Source organism: Nitrosomonas halophila, assembly GCF_900107165.1.
Classification (GTDB): domain Bacteria; phylum Pseudomonadota; class Gammaproteobacteria; order Burkholderiales; family Nitrosomonadaceae; genus Nitrosomonas; species Nitrosomonas halophila.
Genome location: NZ_FNOY01000003.1, coordinates 38663 through 60104, shown reverse-complemented (window position 1 = coordinate 60104; position 21442 = coordinate 38663). Strand labels below are relative to the sequence as shown.

The 21442-nt window shown below is 52.9% G+C and carries 20 protein-coding genes; 10 read left to right on the top strand and 10 right to left on the bottom strand.

The features are described 5' to 3' along the window. Positions 1-11: 11 nt before the first annotated feature. Complete coding sequence (locus BLV85_RS01335; RefSeq protein WP_090411333.1) at positions 12-1223, bottom strand: DUF2863 family protein; 1212 nt, start codon at positions 1221-1223, stop codon at positions 12-14. Positions 1224-1240: 17 nt separating this feature from the next. Then, the gene (locus tag BLV85_RS01330; RefSeq protein WP_090411331.1) at positions 1241-2395 is read right to left on the bottom strand and encodes an NAD(P)/FAD-dependent oxidoreductase; all 1155 of its coding nucleotides are present in this window, start codon (positions 2393-2395) and stop codon (positions 1241-1243) included. A 315-nt stretch (positions 2396-2710) separates the two neighbouring features. On the opposite strand from BLV85_RS01330, the gene htpX reads away from it, so the two are divergent. After that, complete coding sequence (gene htpX / locus BLV85_RS01325; RefSeq protein ID WP_090411329.1) at positions 2711-3592, top strand: protease HtpX; 882 nt, start codon at positions 2711-2713, stop codon at positions 3590-3592. Between the two features lie 136 nt (positions 3593-3728). Here the strand turns inward: htpX and BLV85_RS01320 are convergent, their stop codons facing one another. The 4 genes from BLV85_RS01320 to thiD form a co-directional block, all read right to left on the bottom strand. Then, a complete protein-coding gene (locus tag BLV85_RS01320) occupies positions 3729-4505 on the bottom strand; it encodes an MlaA family lipoprotein (protein WP_090411327.1) in 777 nt (258 codons plus the stop codon). Positions 4506-4627: 122 nt separating this feature from the next. Continuing rightward, entirely contained in the window at positions 4628-5911 is a 1284-nt protein-coding gene (gene hemL / locus BLV85_RS01315) for a glutamate-1-semialdehyde 2,1-aminomutase (protein ID WP_090411325.1), read from the bottom strand. Positions 5912-5951: 40 nt separating this feature from the next. After that, on the bottom strand, positions 5952-6572 hold the full coding sequence (gene thiE / locus BLV85_RS01310) for a thiamine phosphate synthase (RefSeq protein ID WP_090411436.1): 621 nt from the start codon (positions 6570-6572) through the stop codon (positions 5952-5954). Positions 6573-6577: 5 nt separating this feature from the next. Beyond that, positions 6578-7420, bottom strand: a complete 843-nt coding sequence (thiD, locus tag BLV85_RS01305; protein WP_090411323.1) for a bifunctional hydroxymethylpyrimidine kinase/phosphomethylpyrimidine kinase — start codon at positions 7418-7420, stop codon at positions 6578-6580. Between the two features lie 52 nt (positions 7421-7472). Here thiD and BLV85_RS01300 point away from each other — a divergent pair, with 52 nt between their 5' ends. From BLV85_RS01300 to erpA, 4 genes are all read left to right on the top strand, one after another. After that, entirely contained in the window at positions 7473-7661 is a 189-nt protein-coding gene (locus BLV85_RS01300; RefSeq protein WP_090411322.1) for a rubredoxin, read from the top strand. Next, the gene (gloA, locus tag BLV85_RS01295) at positions 7661-8047 is read left to right on the top strand and encodes a lactoylglutathione lyase (protein ID WP_090411320.1); all 387 of its coding nucleotides are present in this window, start codon (positions 7661-7663) and stop codon (positions 8045-8047) included. Before BLV85_RS01300 ends, gloA begins: the two co-directional genes overlap by 1 nt. A gap of 14 nt (positions 8048-8061) precedes the next feature. Then, a complete protein-coding gene (locus BLV85_RS01290; protein ID WP_090411317.1) occupies positions 8062-9549 on the top strand; it encodes a helicase HerA-like domain-containing protein in 1488 nt (495 codons plus the stop codon). Between the two features lie 312 nt (positions 9550-9861). Then, the gene (gene erpA / locus BLV85_RS01285; RefSeq protein WP_090411314.1) at positions 9862-10227 is read left to right on the top strand and encodes an iron-sulfur cluster insertion protein ErpA; all 366 of its coding nucleotides are present in this window, start codon (positions 9862-9864) and stop codon (positions 10225-10227) included. A 131-nt stretch (positions 10228-10358) separates the two neighbouring features. Here the strand turns inward: erpA and BLV85_RS01280 are convergent, their stop codons facing one another. Next, on the bottom strand, positions 10359-11456 hold the full coding sequence (locus tag BLV85_RS01280; protein WP_090411312.1) for an anhydro-N-acetylmuramic acid kinase: 1098 nt from the start codon (positions 11454-11456) through the stop codon (positions 10359-10361). A gap of 28 nt (positions 11457-11484) precedes the next feature. After that, entirely contained in the window at positions 11485-12702 is a 1218-nt protein-coding gene (locus BLV85_RS01275) for a M23 family metallopeptidase (protein WP_342706990.1), read from the bottom strand. 208 nt (positions 12703-12910) lie between these two features. Here BLV85_RS01275 and tyrS point away from each other — a divergent pair, with 208 nt between their 5' ends. The 5 genes from tyrS to BLV85_RS01250 all read left to right on the top strand — a co-directional run bounded on the left by tyrS (position 12911) and on the right by BLV85_RS01250 (position 19500). Further along, the gene (gene tyrS / locus BLV85_RS01270) at positions 12911-14119 is read left to right on the top strand and encodes a tyrosine--tRNA ligase (RefSeq protein WP_090411308.1); all 1209 of its coding nucleotides are present in this window, start codon (positions 12911-12913) and stop codon (positions 14117-14119) included. A 35-nt stretch (positions 14120-14154) separates the two neighbouring features. Beyond that, positions 14155-15528, top strand: a complete 1374-nt coding sequence (locus BLV85_RS01265) for a surface carbohydrate biosynthesis protein (protein WP_090411306.1) — start codon at positions 14155-14157, stop codon at positions 15526-15528. Positions 15529-15623: 95 nt separating this feature from the next. After that, complete coding sequence (locus BLV85_RS01260; protein WP_090411304.1) at positions 15624-16721, top strand: Gfo/Idh/MocA family protein; 1098 nt, start codon at positions 15624-15626, stop codon at positions 16719-16721. Between the two features lie 18 nt (positions 16722-16739). After that, complete coding sequence (locus tag BLV85_RS01255) at positions 16740-17801, top strand: acylneuraminate cytidylyltransferase family protein (protein ID WP_090411302.1); 1062 nt, start codon at positions 16740-16742, stop codon at positions 17799-17801. 190 nt (positions 17802-17991) lie between these two features. Then, positions 17992-19500, top strand: a complete 1509-nt coding sequence (locus BLV85_RS01250; RefSeq protein WP_090411300.1) for an N-acetylneuraminate synthase family protein — start codon at positions 17992-17994, stop codon at positions 19498-19500. A gap of 23 nt (positions 19501-19523) precedes the next feature. On the opposite strand, the gene nrdR is transcribed toward BLV85_RS01250, so the two are convergent. Together nrdR and glyA are read right to left on the bottom strand one after the other, a co-directional pair. Continuing rightward, complete coding sequence (gene nrdR, locus BLV85_RS01245; RefSeq protein WP_090411299.1) at positions 19524-19991, bottom strand: transcriptional regulator NrdR; 468 nt, start codon at positions 19989-19991, stop codon at positions 19524-19526. Positions 19992-20070: 79 nt separating this feature from the next. After that, complete coding sequence (gene glyA, locus BLV85_RS01240; RefSeq protein WP_090411297.1) at positions 20071-21321, bottom strand: serine hydroxymethyltransferase; 1251 nt, start codon at positions 21319-21321, stop codon at positions 20071-20073. Positions 21322-21442 lie beyond the last annotated feature (121 nt).

Below are 21442 nucleotides of genomic sequence, written 5' to 3'. Positions count from 1 at the left end.
TTTCTCTTTTGTCAATGTAAGTACCCTGATAGTTCTTTGAAATCGCTCATTCGGCTCTTCTTGACCATTTTCCCTTCAAGGTTGGGAAACAGGCAGCTCGCATATTCTGTTTCAGAATCAGGTTCAAGATCGTGTATATTGCCCAAGACAACCATTCTGGTTATACCACACTCGTGCAGGATAGCCTGAATTTCCGAGATGACGGGCATGCCGGCAGATTCGTTGTTAGCCAAGGACCAGATAATGCCATGAAGTACTTCTCCAGTCTTGGTACAAATCAAACTGATGCGGTATTCATGGTGCAGTTCTCCCAGAACAGGAGCTATCACCGCAGTTAATGAATCCATGGCGATACCGCTGGCTATTAGATAATCGAGACAAGCATAAACCGAGAATGGACGGATCAGATGAGCGGCGGTGCGGGCGCCAGCAAAAAAGGCATCGGGCATAACCGAGCGTACCGCACAGTCTGGAAACAGCGCTTGCAGAAGCTTATCGACCTCGGTTTGCCAACCCTCTATTTCCGGTTCGTCAACTTGGAATTTGTCTGCCAACCGCGCATGGCCGCGTATGTTTTGCCAACAAAAAATAGCCTCCCCCCGGGGCGTAGCCGCTGCACCCACCACAAACCTGATTCCTGGTGATGCATCAATCTTGCCAGGTACCGGCACTCCCAAATGCATAACGGATTGACCCGCAACTGCTACGGGTCGCAATTGTTGCGCCAAATCATACAGAAAATGGTAATGCCCCCGTATCTGTTGCGGACACAGCATATAGTTGGTCAGGGTTATCCTGGTCCCCTTGGCGAATACCAGCGTTGTCAGCAGTGCCTGCAGATCGGCGATAAGGCTATCGGAGACCATTCCACAGGGAATGGCATCCTGTCTCTGTGACCAGGCCAGAATCGGCATTGCAAACAGCAATACATCGTATTCCTGGTCCGCCTCCATCCATTTTGTACACTCGACCGACGCCTCGATGGCATAGAGTATTTCGGCATAGACTTCCGGTTCCAGATCCTGCAGCCGGTCGAGTGCCAACTGTAGCGTTTGATCATCGCTAGCGGCCAATAGTGACTGGACAACACCATCCAGCCGCTTCTCCCAGAAAGCATCCTCGATTCGGCTGCTGGACTGTGCCAGTCCTCTGGCTACCTTGACAAGCTCACGCAAGGCTGGTGCGCCTGGATATTTTGCTTTCTGGGACGACGGTCTTCTCATCGGTAATAGGCGTTAATTTATGCCAATATAGGCGGTAATCGCGGTGTCAGCGTCTGGCGTTCGCTGGTTGCTGTCCCCAACAGGGCAAAACCCAGCAGATTGCCCGCAGCATCCTGAAACAAAGCCTTGACCCCATCCTGACTGGTTTCAATCTGCCACTCGCCTTCCATGTGCGGATCAGGCGGTGAAACCACAGTTGGGCAGCCGGGGGTTTTCACCAATACCGGCATAGCCGGATAGTGGAGACGAGTGGGTGTACCGGCCAATGTCGCAGCCAGCGCTCGGCCAGCATGCGTAATGGGCATGATGAATGGCAACACTTTACCGTCCACTTCCGCACAATCGCCCAGTGCATGAATATTCTGGATACTGGATTGCAAATATCGATCCACTTGAATGCCCCGCTTCACACTGATTCCTGCGGCCTCGGCCAGCCCGATTCGAGGTCTTAGGCCAATTGCCGAAAGCACCACATCCGCCTCGACAAATTGCTCATCCTGGTAGAATAACCGGTAACCGCCATCCGTTTTACCTATCTTGTCGACAGTTTTTCCGAGCAGAAAATTGACACCCGCCAAGGCCAATTTTTCCTGCAAGAATTGGCCAGCTTGTTCGGGCAGCAAACGGCCAAGCGGTTGCGGGCTCAGATCGAAGACACTCACTTGATAGCCCTTGGCAGCAAGATCATTGGCGAATTCACAACCAATCAGCCCAGCGCCGAGGATTGCGATATGCCGTTTACCCTCTATGCGCTCACGGAAATGCCGATAATCATCCAGATCATTGACGGACACTATCTCGTCTGCCCCCTCTCCCGGAATCGCCAAACGAACTGGATCAGCCCCGAGTGCCAATACCAGCCGGCCGTAACCCAGGCGCTCGCCATTCTCAAGCAGCACACGCTCTTCAACCGCATCTATCGCATCGACGCGGGTGTATGGCCGGATCACGATATTCAATTGATCGGCCATCTTTCCGGCCTCCGCATTCAGAATCGAGTCAGGTGTTTTGCCTGTTGCCAAGGCATTGGATAACATGGGCTTGGAATAGAATCCGCCATGATCCGCGGACAAAAGCGTTACCTGAATGTCAGTATTCAGTCTCCGCAATTCCCGTGCGACGGCATAACCTGCCAGCCCACTGCCAACGATTACGACAGACTGTTGAGGCATTTTACATCTCCCATTGTATTGCTTTCATTAATCAACAAATCTTCTCCCCTTTTAATGTTCCGTAGTCGCAGTGTAATAATTAGCCATAGCCGCAAACAGATTAGAATTCCACTGCCTGAACTAAGGGCTCGTTAATAAATAACCGTTCATTATAATGGCATCTCAGGCAAATTTGCTCACGGCAATGCAACCCTGGCCGACAGTGAGCTGACACACTTGATATTATGAAATGTGTCATCATATGGGATCATGTTGTGATCGATTACCGTTTAACATTTTTGAATGCTCGTCAACCAACCTTGAAGGAACACGGCAATGAAACGAATTCTTCTGTTTATTGCAACCAACCTTGCAATATTAGTGGTATTAAGCATCACCCTGCGTTTGCTTGGGGTGGATCGGATTTTAGATGCCGAAGGCAGCGCCCTGAATTTTAATGCCCTGCTAGTTTTTTCGGCAGTCATCGGCTTTGGCGGCTCGCTCATTTCGCTGGCCATGTCGAAGTGGAGTGCAAAACACATGACGGGCGCCATGGTCATTGAGATCCCTTCGAATGCGACCGAGGGCTGGCTGGTCGATACCGTTCGCCGGCAGGCCAGGGCAGCGGGAATAGGTATGCCAGAGGTGGCTATTTATGATTCGCCCGACATCAATGCCTTCGCAACAGGGATGAACAAAAACAATGCACTGGTAGCAGTAAGTAGCGGTTTGTTGCAGAAAATGAGCCAAGATGAGGCTGAGGCGGTCTTGGCCCATGAAGTCAGCCATATCGCGAATGGCGACATGATCACCCTCGCGCTCATTCAGGGAGTCGTCAACACTTTCGTCATTTTCCTGTCGCGCGTGATCGGTCACTTGATCGACCGTGCCGTCTTCAAAACCGAAGAAGGCCATGGACCGGCCTATTTCATCACCAGCCTGATCGCTCAGCTAGTGCTTGGCATACTGGCGACCATTATCGTCATGTGGTTCAGCCGCCAGCGTGAGTTCCGTGCCGATGCCGGCAGTGCGCAACTTTCAGGGCGCACCAAGATGATTGCGGCACTGCAGCGCTTGCAGCAGGAATATGAGCCCTCCCATTTGCCAGAAAAAATTGCGGCTTTTGGAATTTCCGGGCAACGCAGCCAACTGGGACGTCTATTCATGTCACACCCGCCACTTGAAGAGCGAATCGAAGCGTTGCGTGCCGCCGGTTGATCCCGGCTGACTCTGCCGGACTCAGCACATATCATTATCCGTCGAGTCAGACAGCAATTGTTCCACCTGGAATTTTCTGCCGCCGCATGGCGAGGCACACCTTGCCATGTGGTTATTTCATTCGAGGATTCCGGGTTCAATCATCCAGCATAAACTCTTCATCGAGATCATTGAACTCTTCAAAATCTTCATCCGCTAACGGCCTGCCATCACGCACCAGGCTCGCGCGTCGCTGCAGAAAAGCATCGCGGACAAACTCGTACTTATCCAGCGCCGCTTCTTCCAGCGTTTTATCGAGATCCAGCATCTGCGCACGCCGGTCGATCAGCTGACCGGTCGAGGCCGGCGCCCGCACTGTCCATAAATCCAAATTGGTATAAATCGCCCGCGCAGGATGAATAAAGCTACTGTCCACACCGATGCCGATTGCATCTCTCACAGTGCTCGGGCCCAATACCGGCAGAACAAGATAGGGACCGCTACCGATCCCATAGTGCCCCAATGTCTGACCAAAATCCTCGTTGCGTTTGCTGATATCGACGTCGCTCACGCGGCTGATATGGCTCGCCAGGTCAACCGCTCCCAACATGCCGAAAGTCGTATTGATCAGCACGCGCGTCGAACTTGCTGCCGCATCCGCAAACTTCAGTTGCAACAGTGAATTGGCCGTGATGACCACATCATCCAGATTGGAAAAAAAATTCCCGACGATCATCTCGATCGGATCTGGTGTCACAGCCCGATAGCCCCTCGCTACCGGCTCCAGCACAACCTCATCCAGCTTCTCGTTAAACGCGAATATGGCGCGGTTCATCGATTCCAAAGGATCGCGCCGATCGTTCACGGAAGCACAACCTGACAACGCGCACCCCGTCAATAATAGCGCCACAAGTTTCTGAGGATAGGTAGACATTTTCGTTATTGTTGAGATCGATTGTTCATATTGCCATAGCGATGCTCGTGCAACAAGTTGCCAGACTAAAAAACCAACGGCAACCCAAATCGTTAATTGAGGCCCTCATCAAAAATGCGCGCTCATATACCTTGGCTGAATATATGCTCGGCTGCCGCGACGGTTTTCGCTATATCCGCATCGCTATGTGCAGCGGATACGAATCCGGCTTCAAATGCAGAGGGCGCGAAATAGACACCCGCCTTCAGCATGGCATGAAAGAAGCGATTGAATGCCTCACGATCGCTATCCATGACTTCAGCGAAACTTTTGGGCGGCTCCTGTCTGAAATACAGACCAAACATGCCCCCTACTGCTTGCGCACTGAAGGTCACACCATTTTTCTTGGCAGCAGCCGTCAGGCCATCGGTCAATTGCCGGGTTTGCGCAGACAGCTTGTCAAAAAAACCTGGCGCCTGGATTTGTCTTAATGTTTCCAATCCGGCCGCGACAGCAACCGGATTGCCCGAAAGCGTGCCCGCCTGATAAACCGGGCCCAGCGGCGCCAGGCACTGCATCACGTCGCGGCGCCCCCCAAAAGCCGCCAAGGGCATGCCTCCGCCGATCACCTTGCCGAGTATGGTGAGATCGGGCTTGATCTGGTACAGCCCTTGTGCACATTCTAGGCCTACGCGAAATCCCGTCATTACTTCGTCCAATATCAATAAACTGCCATGCTGCGTGCATAGCGCCCTGAGCGTTTCCAGAAATGCTGGTTCAGCTCGGACCAGATTCATGTTGCCGGCAATCGGTTCTACAATCACTGCCGCAATTTCGCTGCCGTGTTCACTGAAAGCCTGTTTCGCGCCAGCCACATCGTTGTAATCCAGTACCATGGTGTGCCCGGCCGTTTCTGCGGGCACACCCGCCGAGCTGGGATGACCGAAGGTCAGGGCGCCCGATCCGGCCTTGACCAGCAGCGCATCGTCATGCCCATGATAACAACCCTCAAACTTGATGATCCGGCTTCTGCCGGTATAGCCACGCGCCAGCCGGATCGCGCTCATGCCGGCCTCAGTACCAGAACTCACCAATCTAACTTGTTCCAGTGACGGCAGCAGCTGACAGAGCAATTCAGCAATTTCGAGCTCGGCCCGAGTCGGCGCACCGAAAGACATGCCGAGACTTGCAGCTTCCTGTACCTTTCCAACGACCGCGGGATGTGCATGCCCGAGAATCAAGGGCCCCCAGGAGCCAACATAATCAATATAGGTCTGGCCTTCTACATCCCAAAAATAAGCACCCTGGCCACGTTCGAAAAATATCGGGGTGCCGCCAACCGATTTGAATGCGCGCACAGGTGAATTGACACCACCGGGAATATACTGCTGGGAACGTTCAAACAATTGTTGATTACTGATTGTCATAAAAGGATTTATCTGGATAAGTTATAGAAAAGTGGAAGAATTAAAACAATCGGGAGAAACACTTTGCGGCAAACTCGATATCTTCGGCCCCGAACAATGCCTGGCTGACCGCAATTGCATCACATCCGCGCGCAACCAGGCTGGCTGCATTATTCAAATCAATGCCGCCGATCGCCACAACCGGGACAGACAACACAGATTTGGCTTCACTGATCAAGCTGACTGCAGCGCGAACCGCATTCGGTTTGGTTGCCGAGGGAAAGAAAGCACCAAACGCCACGTAGCTTGCGCCGGCCTTTTCCGCTTCGACAGCCCTGGCTAGCTGACTGTAGCAAGACACACCAATCAGCTTGTGCGGTGCCAAACGATCTTTGATCGCCGGGAGTGTGCTATCGTCCTGGCCCACATGCAGGCCATCGGCACCGATCTGGCAGGCAAGCTCCAGGTAGTCATTGATAATCAGAGGCACTTGATAACGTTGACAAAGCGGAAGAAGCGCGCTCGATTGCACGAGGCGGAGCGGGGCATCAGCGCTTTTATTGCGGTATTGCAAGCAGCCTACGCCCCCTGCCAATGTCTGTTCGACCATCTGACAAAGCCGTCCGGTATCCGTGATATCCGGGGTAATGGCATAAAGGCCACTGATTTCGGATCTGCTCATCGCCATCAATCTTCGGTTTTGCTATCTGGCTGCTCCGGATTACCGTTTTCCATCCAGAAAAAACGGTCTGGTATATATTGCCCCATCCCTGGCCTGAAACCTGCCTTGAGCGCATGCCAGGTATAATCCTGGGCCTCATAGACACTATCTGCAACGGATATGCCATGCGCCAGCGACGCGGCTATGGCTGAAGACAAGGTACAGCCCGAACCGTGATACGATCCCGGCAGCCGTTGCCAGGTATCCGATCGCACCACACCGTTGATATCGTATAACGTATTGACCACCTTGGGCGTGTTCTCATGCGTGCCCTTGATCAACACATAGCCACACCCCCATTGCAGCAACCGGTCGGCACTTTGCTGCAAACTGAGAATGTCCGGATCATCTTCGTTCTCGAGCGCAATTCGCCTGGCTTCGAGACTATTGGGCGTGATGATTGTTGCCTGCGGAAACAGCATTTCGCGCATGGCCATGATGACCTCTTCGTTTGCGAATGAATCGCCGCGTCCTGACGCAAGCACCGGGTCAATTACCAGCGGAATATCCGGGTAATCGGAAATGACTTCAGTAATGGCTGCTATGGTTTCAACGCTGCCCAGCATGCCGATTTTAAAGGCCTGGACAGGCATATCCTGCAGTACGGTGCGTGCCTGATCAACGACCCATTCCGCATCCAGCAGCCAAATATCTTCCACGCCAGTGGTATCCTGTACCGTGATGGCAGTAACGACAGTCAGCGGATGGCAGCCCATTCCGGCAAGCGTGAGAATATCCGCCTGGATGCCTGCGCCCCCGGTCGGATCACTTGCAGCGAAGGATAATACAATTGGAGGTGGTAGCGACATGCAATAATACCGTAAAATGTCATTTTAACTTAAGCGAGCATATTTATCCATCATGACTACTGAGGACAACCAGGTTTTTCATCGTTATATGTGCATGATTTGTGGTTTTATCTATGACGAAGCGGAAGGGTGGCCACAAGATGGCATTCCTGCAGGCACCCGCTGGGCAGATGTGCCCATCAACTGGACCTGCCCGGAATGCGGCGCACGCAAGGAAGATTTTGAAATGGTCCAAATATAATGCGCATCCTGCATACCATGCTGCGAGTGGGTAATCTCGAGCAATCCATCCAGTTTTACACCCATGTATTGGGCATGAGGGTGCTGCGCCGCAAGGATTATCCGGAAGGAAAATTCACATTGGCCTTTGTCGGCTATCAAGACGAAGCGGAAGGCACGGTATTGGAACTCACCCATAACTGGGAGACGAATCAATACGAACTGGGTACAGGTTTTGGCCATATTGCAATCGAAGTGGATAACGCCTATGAGGCTTGCGAGAAAGTCAAGCAACTCGGTGGACGTGTCACTCGGGAAGCGGGTCCGATGAAACATGGTACAACCGTGATTGCATTTGTGGAAGATCCGGATGGTTACAAAATCGAGTTTATTCAGAAAAAACAATAAAAACTGACGTCATCATGAATACCTCCCTTACCATTGCGCAATCCAGCCGCTCCAGCAATCAGGTGCTCAGCCTCAATCTGCGCATGGCAAACCGGCATGGCTTGATTGCCGGCGCAACCGGCACGGGCAAAACGGTAACCTTGCAAGTTCTGGCCGAGCAGTTCTCCCGGGCAGGGGTACCGGTATTCATGGCCGACGTAAAAGGCGACCTCTCTGGTCTGGCCATGCCCGGTGGCGGCAACCAGACGGTCGACGCACGTATTCGGGCACTGGAACTGAACGGCTTCGCTTACCATGACAACCCGGTTATTTTCTGGGATGTGTTCGGCGAACAAGGGCACCCCGTACGGGCCACAGTGTCGGACATGGGGCCACTGCTTCTGGCGCGCATGCTCCATCTCAATCCCGTGCAAACGGGCATCTTGACCATCGTATTCAAAATTGCCGACGACCACGGACTGCTGCTGCTCGATCTCAAAGATCTGCGCGCCATACTGACCTACGTCTCGGAAAATACACGCATTTTGTCCTCGGAATATGGGCATATCGCTCGCGCAAGTGTCGGCGCGATTCAGCGCAGCCTGCTGCAGCTTACCCAGGAAGGTGGCGATCATCTTTTTGGTGAACCCATGCTGGATATCACGGACTTGATGCAAACCAATGGCGACGGCCATGGCACAATCAATATTCTAGCTGCGGAAACCCTCTACCGCACGCCGCGAGTCTATGCCACATTATTGTTATGGCTATTGTCGGAACTGTTCGAACAGCTTCCCGAAACCGGCGATAGTGAGCGCCCCAGGCTGGTATTTTTTTTCGACGAAGCGCATTTGCTATTCAAGAATGCCCCCAAGGTATTGCTTGACAAGATTGAGCAGGTCGTACGACTGATCCGTTCGAAAGGAGTGGGCATTTATTTCATCAGCCAGAATCCCCTGGATATTCCAGATGCCGTACTGGGACAACTGGGCAATCGGGTCCAGCATGCCTTGCGCGCTTTCACACCGAAAGATCAGAAAGCAGTCAGAGCAGCTGCCCAAACTTTCCGCACCCATCCCGGCATCGACGTTGAAACGGCCATCACCCAGCTGGGCATTGGCGAAGCCTTGGTCTCGTTTTTGGACGACAAGGGCAGCCCTCATCCGGTGGAAATTGCCCGCGTTCATCCTCCCCACAGCCTGATTGGTATGCTGCCCGCCCCTGCGCGACAATCAATCATCCGCAATTCCCCCATTTATGGGCTATATGAAACGCCCATCGACCGGGAATCCGCTTATGAAATTTTGCAGGCGCGCACTGAACAATCCAGCAGGACAAACCCGGCCAGACAGGCGAATCTGCCCACTCAAAGTCAGGCCAGCAGCAGCAGACAATCAGACCGTACTTCACCCAATCTGATCGAAACGTTTGCCAGACAGACCGCCCGCACAATCGGCAATGAAATCGGGCGGCGCATCATAAGAGGGGTACTGGGCTCGATTCTGGGCAACGGGCGCCGCTAGGAGGCTATCCGAGAATAGCGATCGAAGCGAGGGCGAAGCGGGCTGAGCGGAATTTTTCTATCATTTGAGGCGAATAGTTGTACTATTCAACGAAAAGGATCGAAAAATCCAGCCTGCCAGGTTCATCCGCAGTAGATCAGTCTACTCTCGGACAGCCTCCTAGCAGACCGATTTCTCAAGCCAACGGCTGACCGGCATTCATTTGCATATGCCGGTTGCAGGCAACTTGATCAGGCAACACGGAATTTTGGATTTCCTGGAAAGTCTATGTAATTGCTATTCACAACAATTCACACATCCAAACGGACAAATATGAGCACATCAACACATGATTTAGTCAACGAGGTTCAACCACAGTTAATTTTTACCGACGGCGCCGCCGGCAAGGTCAAAGAACTGATTGAAGAAGAAGCCAATCCGGAACTGAAACTGAGAGTCTTTGTCAGCGGTGGTGGCTGTTCTGGATTCCAATATGGTTTCGCCTTCGATGAGACCATTAACGAGGATGACATCGTAATGGAAAAGCAGGGCGTGAAACTGCTTGTCGACTCAATGAGTTTTCAATATTTGATAGGCGCCGAGATCGACTACCAGGAAAACGCTCAGGGTGCGCAATTTGTCATCAAGAATCCAGCGGCAGCCAGCACCTGTGGTTGCGGTTCTTCCTTTTCCGTTTAGCCCTGCTCCAGGAAAAAGCCGCAGCGGTATCATACCTCCTGAAATCCGAGGCTTGCATGGTGCAAGACCAACGACTGACGCGCACCGGGATCCATCGCAGCCAGACAGTCTGTGGCGCACCACGATGGCGCTCAGGCAGGATAAATGGCACCCAGAATCCGGCTCTCGTTAGCGCCGGTCACATCCGGCAGGTTGCCCGGCGCCCGCTCGATAGCCCGCTGTGCCAACCAAGCAAAGGCACAGGCCTCCACCCAATCAGCATCGATCCCCAGCGCATTGGTCAACTTGATATCGCTGGCGGGCAATCCTTGCCGCAGCTGATCGACGAGCGCGCCGTTATGGGCACCGCCTCCGCACAAGTAAATTTCATCGGCCTCTGGAAAATAAGCCGACACCGCACGAGCGATCGTGGTAGCTGTCAGGGCCACCAGAGTCGCTTGCACATCCTGCGCCGCCTCATCGCCTTGCAAATAGGATTGCAGCCAGTCGATATTGAACATTTCCCTACCAGTACTTTTGGGAGGCGGCAGAGAAAAATAGGGAAAAGCCTGCAAGTTTTCCAATAGCCTGGGAATGACTCTGCCGCTTACACCCCATTGACCATCGCGATCATAAGGTGTATCCAAATGCCTGGCACACCACGCATCCAGCAAAATATTGCCCGGGCCACAATCAAAGCCAGTGACATGCCCATTGACCGGCAGACAGGTAATATTGGCTATCCCCCCGATATTAACGATCGAGCGGTCAATGGCAGAATGGGCAAACACTTCCTGATGGAATGCCGGTACCAACGGTGCACCCTGCCCGCCCGCCGCAATGTCACGGCTCCTGAAGTCGGTCACAACCGCAATACCAGTGAGCTCGGCCAGCAATGCGCCATTGACCAACTGAATACTGTAACCATTCTCTGGTTGCGGATAATGCCTGACCGTCTGCCCATGACAACCAATCGCCACGATCTGCCGCGGATTGATGCCAGTCTCATCGAGCAAGCGCCTCACCGACTCTGCGTATAGCCTGGCAATACGGTTGGCCAACACGGCGGCACGATGCAACTCGTCCTCACTACGCTGATTGAGTGCCAGTAACGCTGCCCGCAATGCCGCATCGTAAGGCATGTAACAAGTGTGCTCAAGTGGGCAAGATTGTGTGAAATCCACCAGAACCGCATCGACTCCATCGAGGCTGGTTCCCGACATGATGCCTATATAATGCGTGGCGCTCAATTATCCGCCGTCGTCAGCCAGCGACCTGTCAGTTGTTCAGTGCCGCAAACCCCGTGTTGCGCAACAGATCCAACTGCGTCAACAAGGTCTTGGTTTGTCGATGGAATACCGCTCGATATTTCTTGCCGATCGGTTGCGCAGCCGGCATAACGATTTTGGATGGATCACGCTGGACGCCATTGACCCTCAGCTCATAGTGAAGATGGGGGCCAGTCGCCATGCCCGTTGCACCGACATAGCCAATCACATCCCCCTGTTTGATTCGTTTCCCGGGTTGCAAATGCTTGCTGAACTTGGATAGATGCCCATAGGCAGAGCTGTACTGAGCATCGTGCTTCAGAATGACCAGATTGCCGTAACCATTCTGCCAGCCTTTGAACTCCACGATACCATTTGCAGTCGCCATGATGGGGGTGCCGGTCGGTGCGGCATAATCAATTCCTCGATGGGCACGCCATTTCTTTAGGATTGGATGATAGCGGGCCTTGGTAAAACCGGAACTGATCCGGGAAAACTTCAATGGCGCCAGCAGGAAGGGTCTGCGCAAGCTCTCGCCTGCAGGGGTATAGTAATCGCCTTCTCCATCCTCCATCTGGAAGTAAACCGCACGATGGGCCTTACCCTTGTTGAAAAATTCTGCCGCGAGTATCCGGCCTATTTGTGTCTTGCCGCTTTCATCCTGTCCCGATTCATAAACAACCGTAAAACGGTCACCTTTATGCAAGTCACGATGAAAGTCGATATGGCTGGAAAAAATATCAAAAATCTGCGAAGCAATCGCACTCGGCAGACCGGCCTTATCAACTGCTGCGAACAGAGAACTACTGATAACGCCCGAGCCCACTCGGATATGCGCATGATGTTCAACAGGCTGTTCGCGCAGCTCAAAGGCACCATCGATTTTTTCCATTAAAAACTGCTCGCCATTTCCGTAGAAATAACGCAGTTTCAACAATTCGCCATTCGGCTTGGTCTCGGCATGAACGACCTCGCCGGGTTTGAGCCGGCGCATGGCCTGACTGTCGCGCGCTGTATCCAAAAAACTGATCCTGTCTGCCTGATTGACTTCGAGCCGGGCAAGTATGGCCGCGATTGTGTCGCCACGACGTATGCTTTCCTGATGCCAGAAAGTCATATCGGGATCGGATGAAGCAAATTTTTCAGGAAGAGGCAGTGAGCGAACGATCCGCTGCGTGGATACCTCCTGCAACGAGGCGTCGGGGACGATTCCAAATGCGGTAACCATGCCAAATAAGGGTACACTGGATAAAATAGTAATCCAACGTACTTTTTTTTGTGCAAGAAAGCTAAGTTTTTGCGCTAGAATGCTCGTTTTTTTCGGGGGTGATTGGTAATACATCAGATGTCATCACTCCTGTTCACTGATTAAAACTTTTGTAGTCTAGCATGGAAATACTCCAATATGATGACGACTGATTTATCTTTGATTCGCCGTGGCTAAAACCATCGCTCAACAACTGGCAGCCATAAAGCGCGGCTGCCAGGAACTGCTGATTGAAGAGGAATTTGCGCATAAACTCGCTCAGGGAATACCGCTGAGAATCAAGGCGGGATTCGACCCCACGGCGCCTGACTTGCATCTGGGGCATACTGTCTTGCTGAATAAACTGCGCCTGCTTCAGGATATGGGACATCATGTCTTGTTTCTGATTGGCGACTTTACCGGCATGATTGGTGATCCCAGTGGCAAGAATGCGACACGTCCACCCTTGACACGCGAGCAAGTCGCCTCCAATGCCGAATCCTATACCACACAGGTATTTAAAATACTCAGACCCGATCAAACAGAGGTCGTATTCAATTCCACCTGGATGGACAAGCTAAGCGCAGCCGACTTGATCCGGCTTGCTGCCTCTCATACCGTGGCGCGCATGCTGGAGCGGGATGACTTCAGTAAACGTTATCGCAACAATCAGCCGATAGCCATACATGAATTTCTCTATCCGCTCATCCAGGGCTATGATTCAGTGGCATTAAAAGCCGATCTTGAATTGGGCGGCACCGACCAGAAATTCAATCTGTTAATGGGACGCGAATTACAGAAACATTTTGGCCAAGCCCAGCAATGCATCCTGACCATGCCTCTGCTGGAAGGACTCGACGGCGTCCAGAAAATGTCCAAATCATTGAATAACTATATCGGCATTACCGAGCCCCCGGGAGAGATTTTTGGCAAGCTGATGTCGATCAGCGATACCTTGATGTGGCGCTATATTGAATTGCTCTCCTTTGAATCACTGGACACAGTGCATCAGTGGCAGCAAGAAGTCGAAGCGGGACGCAATCCACGCGAAATCAAAGTACAATTTGCCCAGGAGATCGTCGCACGTTTCCACAGTCAGGCTGATGCCAATCAGGCGCTGGCCGATTTCGAGGCCCGTTTCAGCAGAGGGGCGCTGCCCGATGATATCCCGGAGAAAACCCTATACATCCAGGGCAATGCCTTGCCAATCGCGCAGTTGCTCAAGCTCGCATCGCTGACTGCCAGCACCAGCGAGGCCTTGCGTATGATCGGACAGGGCGGCGTGAAACTGGATGGCAACAAAATTGTGGACAAATCGATGACCATCCCGCTGAATGCCTCCATCATTGTTCAGATTGGCAAACGCAAGTTTGCCAAAGTCACACTTTTACCCGAATAAGGCAGACTAACGCCGTTGCAGGATCACTAATACCCATGATGAATGATGATATCGTAATACTCCCCTGCGAAACGCGAGCGCGTGAATTCGATGCCAAACTACTGCTCGCCTGTCATCTTGCCGAAAGCGGTCTGCCCACTATCGTTGGCGCCAAAAAAGTGATCGACAAAATGGCCACATCCCTGCCGCGGGGCCTCTACATTGGCAAGAGCATGACTGTGCGCAGCGCAACTGTTTTGCGCATGCTGCGGCGGTTAGGCTTCACCGTCACGGCCTGGGATGAGGAAGGACTGGTATGGGCCACACCCGAACTGTATCGCCTGACAAAACTGGATGCCCACGCACTTCGGGAACCTTCATGCATCTTTGCCTGGGGAGAGGCCAATGCAGCGGCCATCCGCGACCATCCCAGCTTCACCAACGCGCCACTGCATTTGACCGGCAATCCACGCACAGATCTGCTCCGGCCAGCGCTGCGCGGACTTTTCAACCAGCAGACGGATGAATTGCGTGCGCGCTATGGTAAATTTGTGTTGATCAATACCAATTTCTCCCGGATCAATCATTACTATCCGGGTGAAAGTCATCTACTCAATCTGCTCGAAGCCCAGAAACACAAGCAGGGACAACCCAGCGACCCCAAGCTCGGTATGGCCATCCATAAAAAGACGATTTTCGAGCATTTCCTGAAAATGGTGGCAGCGGTGGGCGAAGCGTTTCCCGAAATCACAGTTGTGATTCGCCCGCATCCGTCCGAGAATCACGCCACCTGGATCGAGGCGACCCGCCATTGCAGCAACGTACGGGTGCTTTATGAAGGCAATGTCGTTCCCTGGTTGATGGCGGCAGCCGTAACCGTTCACAATAGTTGCACGACAGCAGTCGAATCTTTCCTGCTCGATCGCACCGCCTTGGCCTATTGCCCGGTAACCGCCGAAGCCTATGACCATCCACTGCCCAACAATCTCAGCATTCAATGCCAGAATCTGTCCACCCTATTGGACTGGATCAAGCAGGCGCTGGTCGACAGCACAGCACTGGATGCGCAGCATATTCAGCAACGCAAGGACTTGGCCCGCCATCATCTGGCCTCGTATGACGGCACAACATCATGCGAACGGCTGGTATCGGTCATTCATCAGCTGAAAAAACAGTCCGTGCAGAGTCGCCCTCCGCTGCTGACGCGGGCGGTAGGATTGAGCACGGCTTACTGGCGCAAAGCGATCAAGAAACGCATTGAAGCCCAATTACCGGGGCATCGCAATAATACCAACTATCTGCGGCATATGTTTCCACTTACCTCTAGCGCAGATGTCGAATATCAAATACAACGCATGGGCAGTCAGCTGGGCCGCTTTCAGAAGCTGCGCATCAAGGAGCTGACCGAAAATGTGTTTATGATTCAGTGACAGTAAACGGAAGTGGCGATGGATGGCCAGCGCACTGCTCGGACACACCCAAAATTAGAGATTACTCATTATAAAATTCGCACTACCTCTAGGCTATGAAAACTAAAGTAAAAATTATCGGAGCCGGTTCAATCGGCAATCATCTCGCATATGGATGCCGGCAGCAGGACTGGGAAGTTGTGCTGTGCGATATCGATCCGGCTGCACTCGAGCGTACCCGCACGGAAATCTATCCCAACCGTTATGGTCGCTGGGATGAAACCATTCGACTGGCGCATCCCGAAGCTATGAGCGAAGAAAATTTTGATGTCGTCATCATCGGCACGCCGCCCGACACACATATCAAAATAGCGCTCGACATCCTGAAACAGCGCCCACCAAAATTGCTTTTGATCGAAAAACCATTATGCCCCCCTTCCCTGGCTGATTGCGAACAATTACGCAGCCGGGCAGAATCATTGGGCGTTCAGGTTCTGGTCGGTTACAACCATACCCTGACGCCCAACACGCGCCTGACAGAACAATGGCTGCAGGCCGGTTCGCTCGGCAAGATATTAACCATTCACGCCCAGATTAGAGAACACTGGCAAGGCATTTTCAAAGCCCATCCCTGGATTTCCGGCCCGGAAGAAACCTATCTTGGCTATACCGAACGCGGGGGGGGCGCACTTGGCGAGCATTCGCATGGATTAGCCATTTGGCAGCATTTTGCGCATCTCAGTGGTCATGGGCGGATTGTCGAGGTGTCAGCGATGCTCGATATGGTCGAGGAACGTGGCGCCTGCTATGATCGATTGGCGCAACTCAATCTGCGCACCGAAAGTGGCCTGACCGGCTTATTGGTCCAGGATGTCATCACAGAGCCGGCTGACAAGCAATTGCGGCTGCAAGGCGAGAATGGCTACATAGACTGGTTTATCAATCTCAAGCCGGGCATGGATGCCGTCAAGCTGCAATTGCAGGGCAAACCCGAACAATTGCAATACTTCGAAAAAACCAGGCCAGATGATTTTCAGCCCGAAATTGCGCATGTCGGCGATCTGCTCACAAATCCAGGGCAAATTTCACCCATCTCCCTCCAGCAGGGAATGGAAACCATGCTGGTGATCGCAGCTGCGCTCCGCTCGCACGCAACCGGACGCGTGGTTAAAATTGATTATGGTCGTCCCTACGGTCCAGACTCGCTGCAGTAGCCGCCTGAACCCTCGCATATGTACGCACAAAGAAAAGTACTGGCTGTCGTACCTGCCCGCGGAGGCAGCAAGGGCGTGCCATTGAAAAATTTACGCAAAATTGGCGGCACTTCCCTGGTCGGGCATGTCGGACAACTGGTGCGCGAACTGGGCTGGATCGATCGCGCGGTCGTCTCCACCGATCATCCGGAAATCGCCCGAACCGCCGAGCAAGCTGGCCTCGCCGCGCCATTCTGGCGGCCGGCCGAACTTTCCGGGGATCGGATTGGTGACATTCCGGTATTGCAACATGCTTTACAGGCGATGGAATCGATCGATGGCTGCGAATATGACATCATTCTCATGCTGCAACCGACTTCCCCCCTGCGCTTGCCGGAACATGTGGCCGCAACAGTCGAGAAACTGGTGCAAGGCAACTTTGATGCCGTCTGGACAGTCAGTCCGACCGATCTCAAATATCATCCGCTCAAACAGCTGGCGTTGGATGATGATGCCATGCTCGGGTTATGGGATCAGCGTGGCGCAGACATTATCGCCCGCCAGCAGCTCAAGCCTGTATACCATCGAAATGGCGCAGCCTATGCCCTGACCCGTGCATGTCTGCTCACCCAGTCTGCGCTCATGGGCGCGCGCAGCGCAGCAGTCGTGATTGACACGCCCATGCTGAGCATCGATAGCGAAGACGATCTCGACCAGGCAGAATGCTTGCTGAACAAGCAAGCAAGCCAGCATGCTCCCCAGCTGAGAGTACGCCAGGAAGGTGCAGCGGCACCGTTCAAAACCTTCGTGGTGGATATCGATGGCGTACTGGCATCATTGGTCGCCAATAACGATTACACGCTGAGCGAGCCCATACAGGAAAATATTGCCATCATCAATCGATTGTATGAAGCGGGCCACAGGATTATTTTGTTTACTGCACGCGGCTCGGCCACCGGCATAGATTGGCAGGATGTGACCCGCAAACAGATGACTGACTGGAAGGTGCGCTTTCATGCCCTGCAGTTTGGCAAGCCTGCAGCGGATTATTATATCGACGATCGGCTGATCACATTACAAGAGGCGTTACAGCATTGTTGATGGACATGCATGCTTTTGTATTACCACATCCAGATAAAAACCCGCTCACGGACCGTGCCGTGACCAACCTGATCCAACCATCAGATATTCCGCCCGATAAACGAAGCATCAGCCCACGCTTACTCGTCACTCTGTCACACAGACGAATTGTTTCCAGACTCTCAAGTAAAAATATTGTTCAAGGGCGATCATGAAGACACTGTTAGACCAATTGTATATTTTTGAAATGGCCAACAACCACCAGGGCAGCGTGGAACATGGTCTGAAAATCATTGATGCAACTGCCAAAATTGCCCGGAAACATCAGATCAAAGCGGCGGTCAAGTTGCAACTGCGCGAACTGGATACCTTTATTCATCCAGATTACAAGGGCCGCACGGACGTCAAGCATATTGGCCGCTTTGAAAGCACCCGTTTGACCATGGATGATTTTCAGCGGTTGGTGGAAGCGATCCGTGAGCAGGGGCTGGTCACGGTAGCCACGCCGTTCGATGAGCAGTCGGTACAAACCTGCCAGGCTTTGGGTGTGCAGGTATTGAAGCTTGCCAGTTGCTCGGCAACCGACTGGCCGTTGATTTCAGCCATCGCGGATGCCAACCGGCCGGTGATTGCTTCAACTGGCGGCTTGAGCATCTATGACATCGACAATCTGGTCAGTTATCTGCACAAACGAGCACCTGCTTTTGCACTGATGCATTGTGTCTCGCTCTACCCCACGCCGAACGAACGCATTCACATGAATTTCCTGAACAAGATCATGCGCCGTTACCCCTATGTGTCAGTCGGATATTCCGGCCATGAGGCACCCGATAATCTCGAAGTGGCCATGGCAGCCATCGCCAAGGGCGCGCGCTTGCTTGAGCGCCACATCGGGGTGGCAACGCCCGACATCCAACTCAACACTTACTCGCTGGATCCAGAGCAGGCTGACCAGTGGGTGGCTGCTGCCGAGCGCATGCGCGCCATTTGCGGGGCGAGTGAAGAGAAACATGTCATACAAAATGAAAAGGACTCGCTGCGCGAGCTGCAGCGAGGAGTTTTCGTCAAACGCAACATCGCACAGGGAGAAGAAATCCGGTCAGAAGATGTATTCTTCGCCATGCCTTGCGCAGAGGGACAGCTGACAAGCGGGGAATTCGGTCAGTTGCGTGCGCATTTTGTTGCCTCCCGCGATTACGTGACCGGCTCGGCTGTATTCGAAGCGCCCAAGCAAGATGCCATGCGGCTCATCCGGGGGATCCTGCATGATGCGAAAGGTCAGTTATATGAGGCAGGCATTTCTCTCGGCGATGACTATACGGTTGAAATCTCGCATCACTATGGCCTCCCCCGCTTCCGGGAAACAGGCTGTATTCTGGTCAACCTGATCAACCGGGAGTATTGCTACAAACTGCTGATCATGCTGCCCGGACAGAAACATCCGCCGCATATGCACAAACAGAAGGAGGAAACCTTTTGCATGTTGTGGGGCGATCTGTCGGTCAATCTGCACCAGCAAGACACGCAGGAGTCGGTCAATTTGAAACCCGGCGACAAATTGCTGGTGCCGCGGGGCACCATGCATGATTTTGCCACCCGATCAGGCGCTATTTTTGCCGAAGTTTCCACCCATAGCATCGTGGGGGATTCCTATTATGCGCACCCGGAAATCGCAGAGCTGGACCCGATGCAACGCAAAACCATTCTGGAAAGCTGGTAAGGCGATCACTGGCCGCGCATCATTCATTGCTTGTCAGATGGAGGTGACTGAACCTCCCGGATGACTTCCTGAAAGTCGCCTATGTCTTCAAAGCTTCTGTAGACCGAGGCAAAACGGATATAGGCGACTTTATCCAGGGAATAGAGCTCTTGCATGACCCATTCACCGATGGTGCGGGAGGTAATTTCCTGGACCCCCGTACTCAAGAGTTTTTGTAAAATTCGCTCCAAGGCCGCATCGACCTGCTCGGTCGGGACCGGACGCTTATGCAATGCCCGCGTAAAACTGGTATAAAGTTTGTTCCGGTCAAATTCGACACGGTTGCCATCCTGCTTGATGACCTGCGGAAATCGTAATTCAATTGTTTCGTAGGTAGTAAAGCGCTTCTCACAGGCGGTACAACGCCGCCTGCGCCTGATCCTCGTCCCCTCCTCGCTCTCGCGCGAATCGATGACGCTGGTATCTTCAGCACCACAAAATGGACATCTCATAGCTGAATTCTGTCGCCAGAGCCAGTGAATGGCTCCGGACTTGTCAGAAAGGAAAATTGCTGGTTAACGATGCGCCCAATCACTCGCCATAAACGGGAAATTTTGCGCATAATACTTGCGCCTGCTGAGCCACCTGCTCCAGGACTTTGGAGTCATTCGGCGCATCCAGCACATCTGCCACCAAATTGGCCAGCTGCTCGGCTTCCAGCTCCTTGAAACCACGGGTGGTAATAGCCGGTGTGCCGATGCGAATACCGCTGGTGACAAATGGCTTCTGCGGATCATTCGGGATCGCATTTTTATTGACGGTAATATGCGATGCTTCCAGCGCAGCCTCAGCCTCTTTGCCGGTCAGATTCTTGGCGCGCAAGTCGACCAGGAACATATGGCAGTCGGTACTGCCGGAAACAATCCGCAAACCTCGCTGCTGCAGCACCTTGGCCATGACGCGTGCATTTTCAATTACCTGCTCCTGATAATCCTTGAATTCCTGGCTGGCAGCTTCCTTGAAGGCCACCGCCTTGGCGGCGATCACATGCATGAGCGGGCCGCCCTGAGTCTGCGGGAATACCGCGGAATTGAGTGATTTTTCATACTCGGCTTTTGCCATGATCACCCCGCCACGCGGCCCACGCAGTGTTTTATGCGTAGTGCTCGTCACAAAATCGGCAATCCCGACTGGATTGGGATAGAAGCCGGCTGCAATCAAACCCGCATAATGCGCCATATCGACAAACAAGTAGGCCTCTACGCTGTCGGCAATTTTTCGGAACCGTTTCCAGTCGATGATTCTTGCATAGGAAGAAGCGCCGGCAACGATCATGCGTGGTCGGTGCTCCATCGCAAGCCGTTCCACCTCGTCATAATCGATCTCTTCGATAGCGGGATCGAGTCCGTAAGCCACTGAATTGAAAATTTTGCCACTCATGCTGACAGCCGCCCCATGCGTCAGATGGCCGCCATGCGCGAGCGACATGCCCAGAAGCGTATCGCCGGGCTTCAGGGCCGATAAATAGACAGCGGCATTCGCCTGGGAACCGGAGTGCGGCTGCACATTGACATATTCGGCATTATATAAGGCTTTGAGCCGGTCAATCGCAAGTTGCTCAACCCTATCCACATATTTGCAGCCACCATAGTAACGTTTGCCGGGGTAGCCCTCCGCGTATTTGTTGGTCAAGACCGAGCCTTGCGCCTGCAAGACCGCCGGACTCGCGTAATTTTCCGAAGCAATCAATTCGATATGATCTTCCTGTCGCTGTATTTCCCCTTGAATTGCCTGCCATAAATCAGGATCAACCTGTCCGATTGTCACTTTCTGTGAAAACATAACATCCGCTCTCTAGTTTTTTATTTGAAACAAACATTCTATCATCGCGCAGCCTGCTAAGCTGTGATTGTACGGTTTTCTTGTTATGTCGGGGCATCGGATCAATTTGACTTCATTTCGT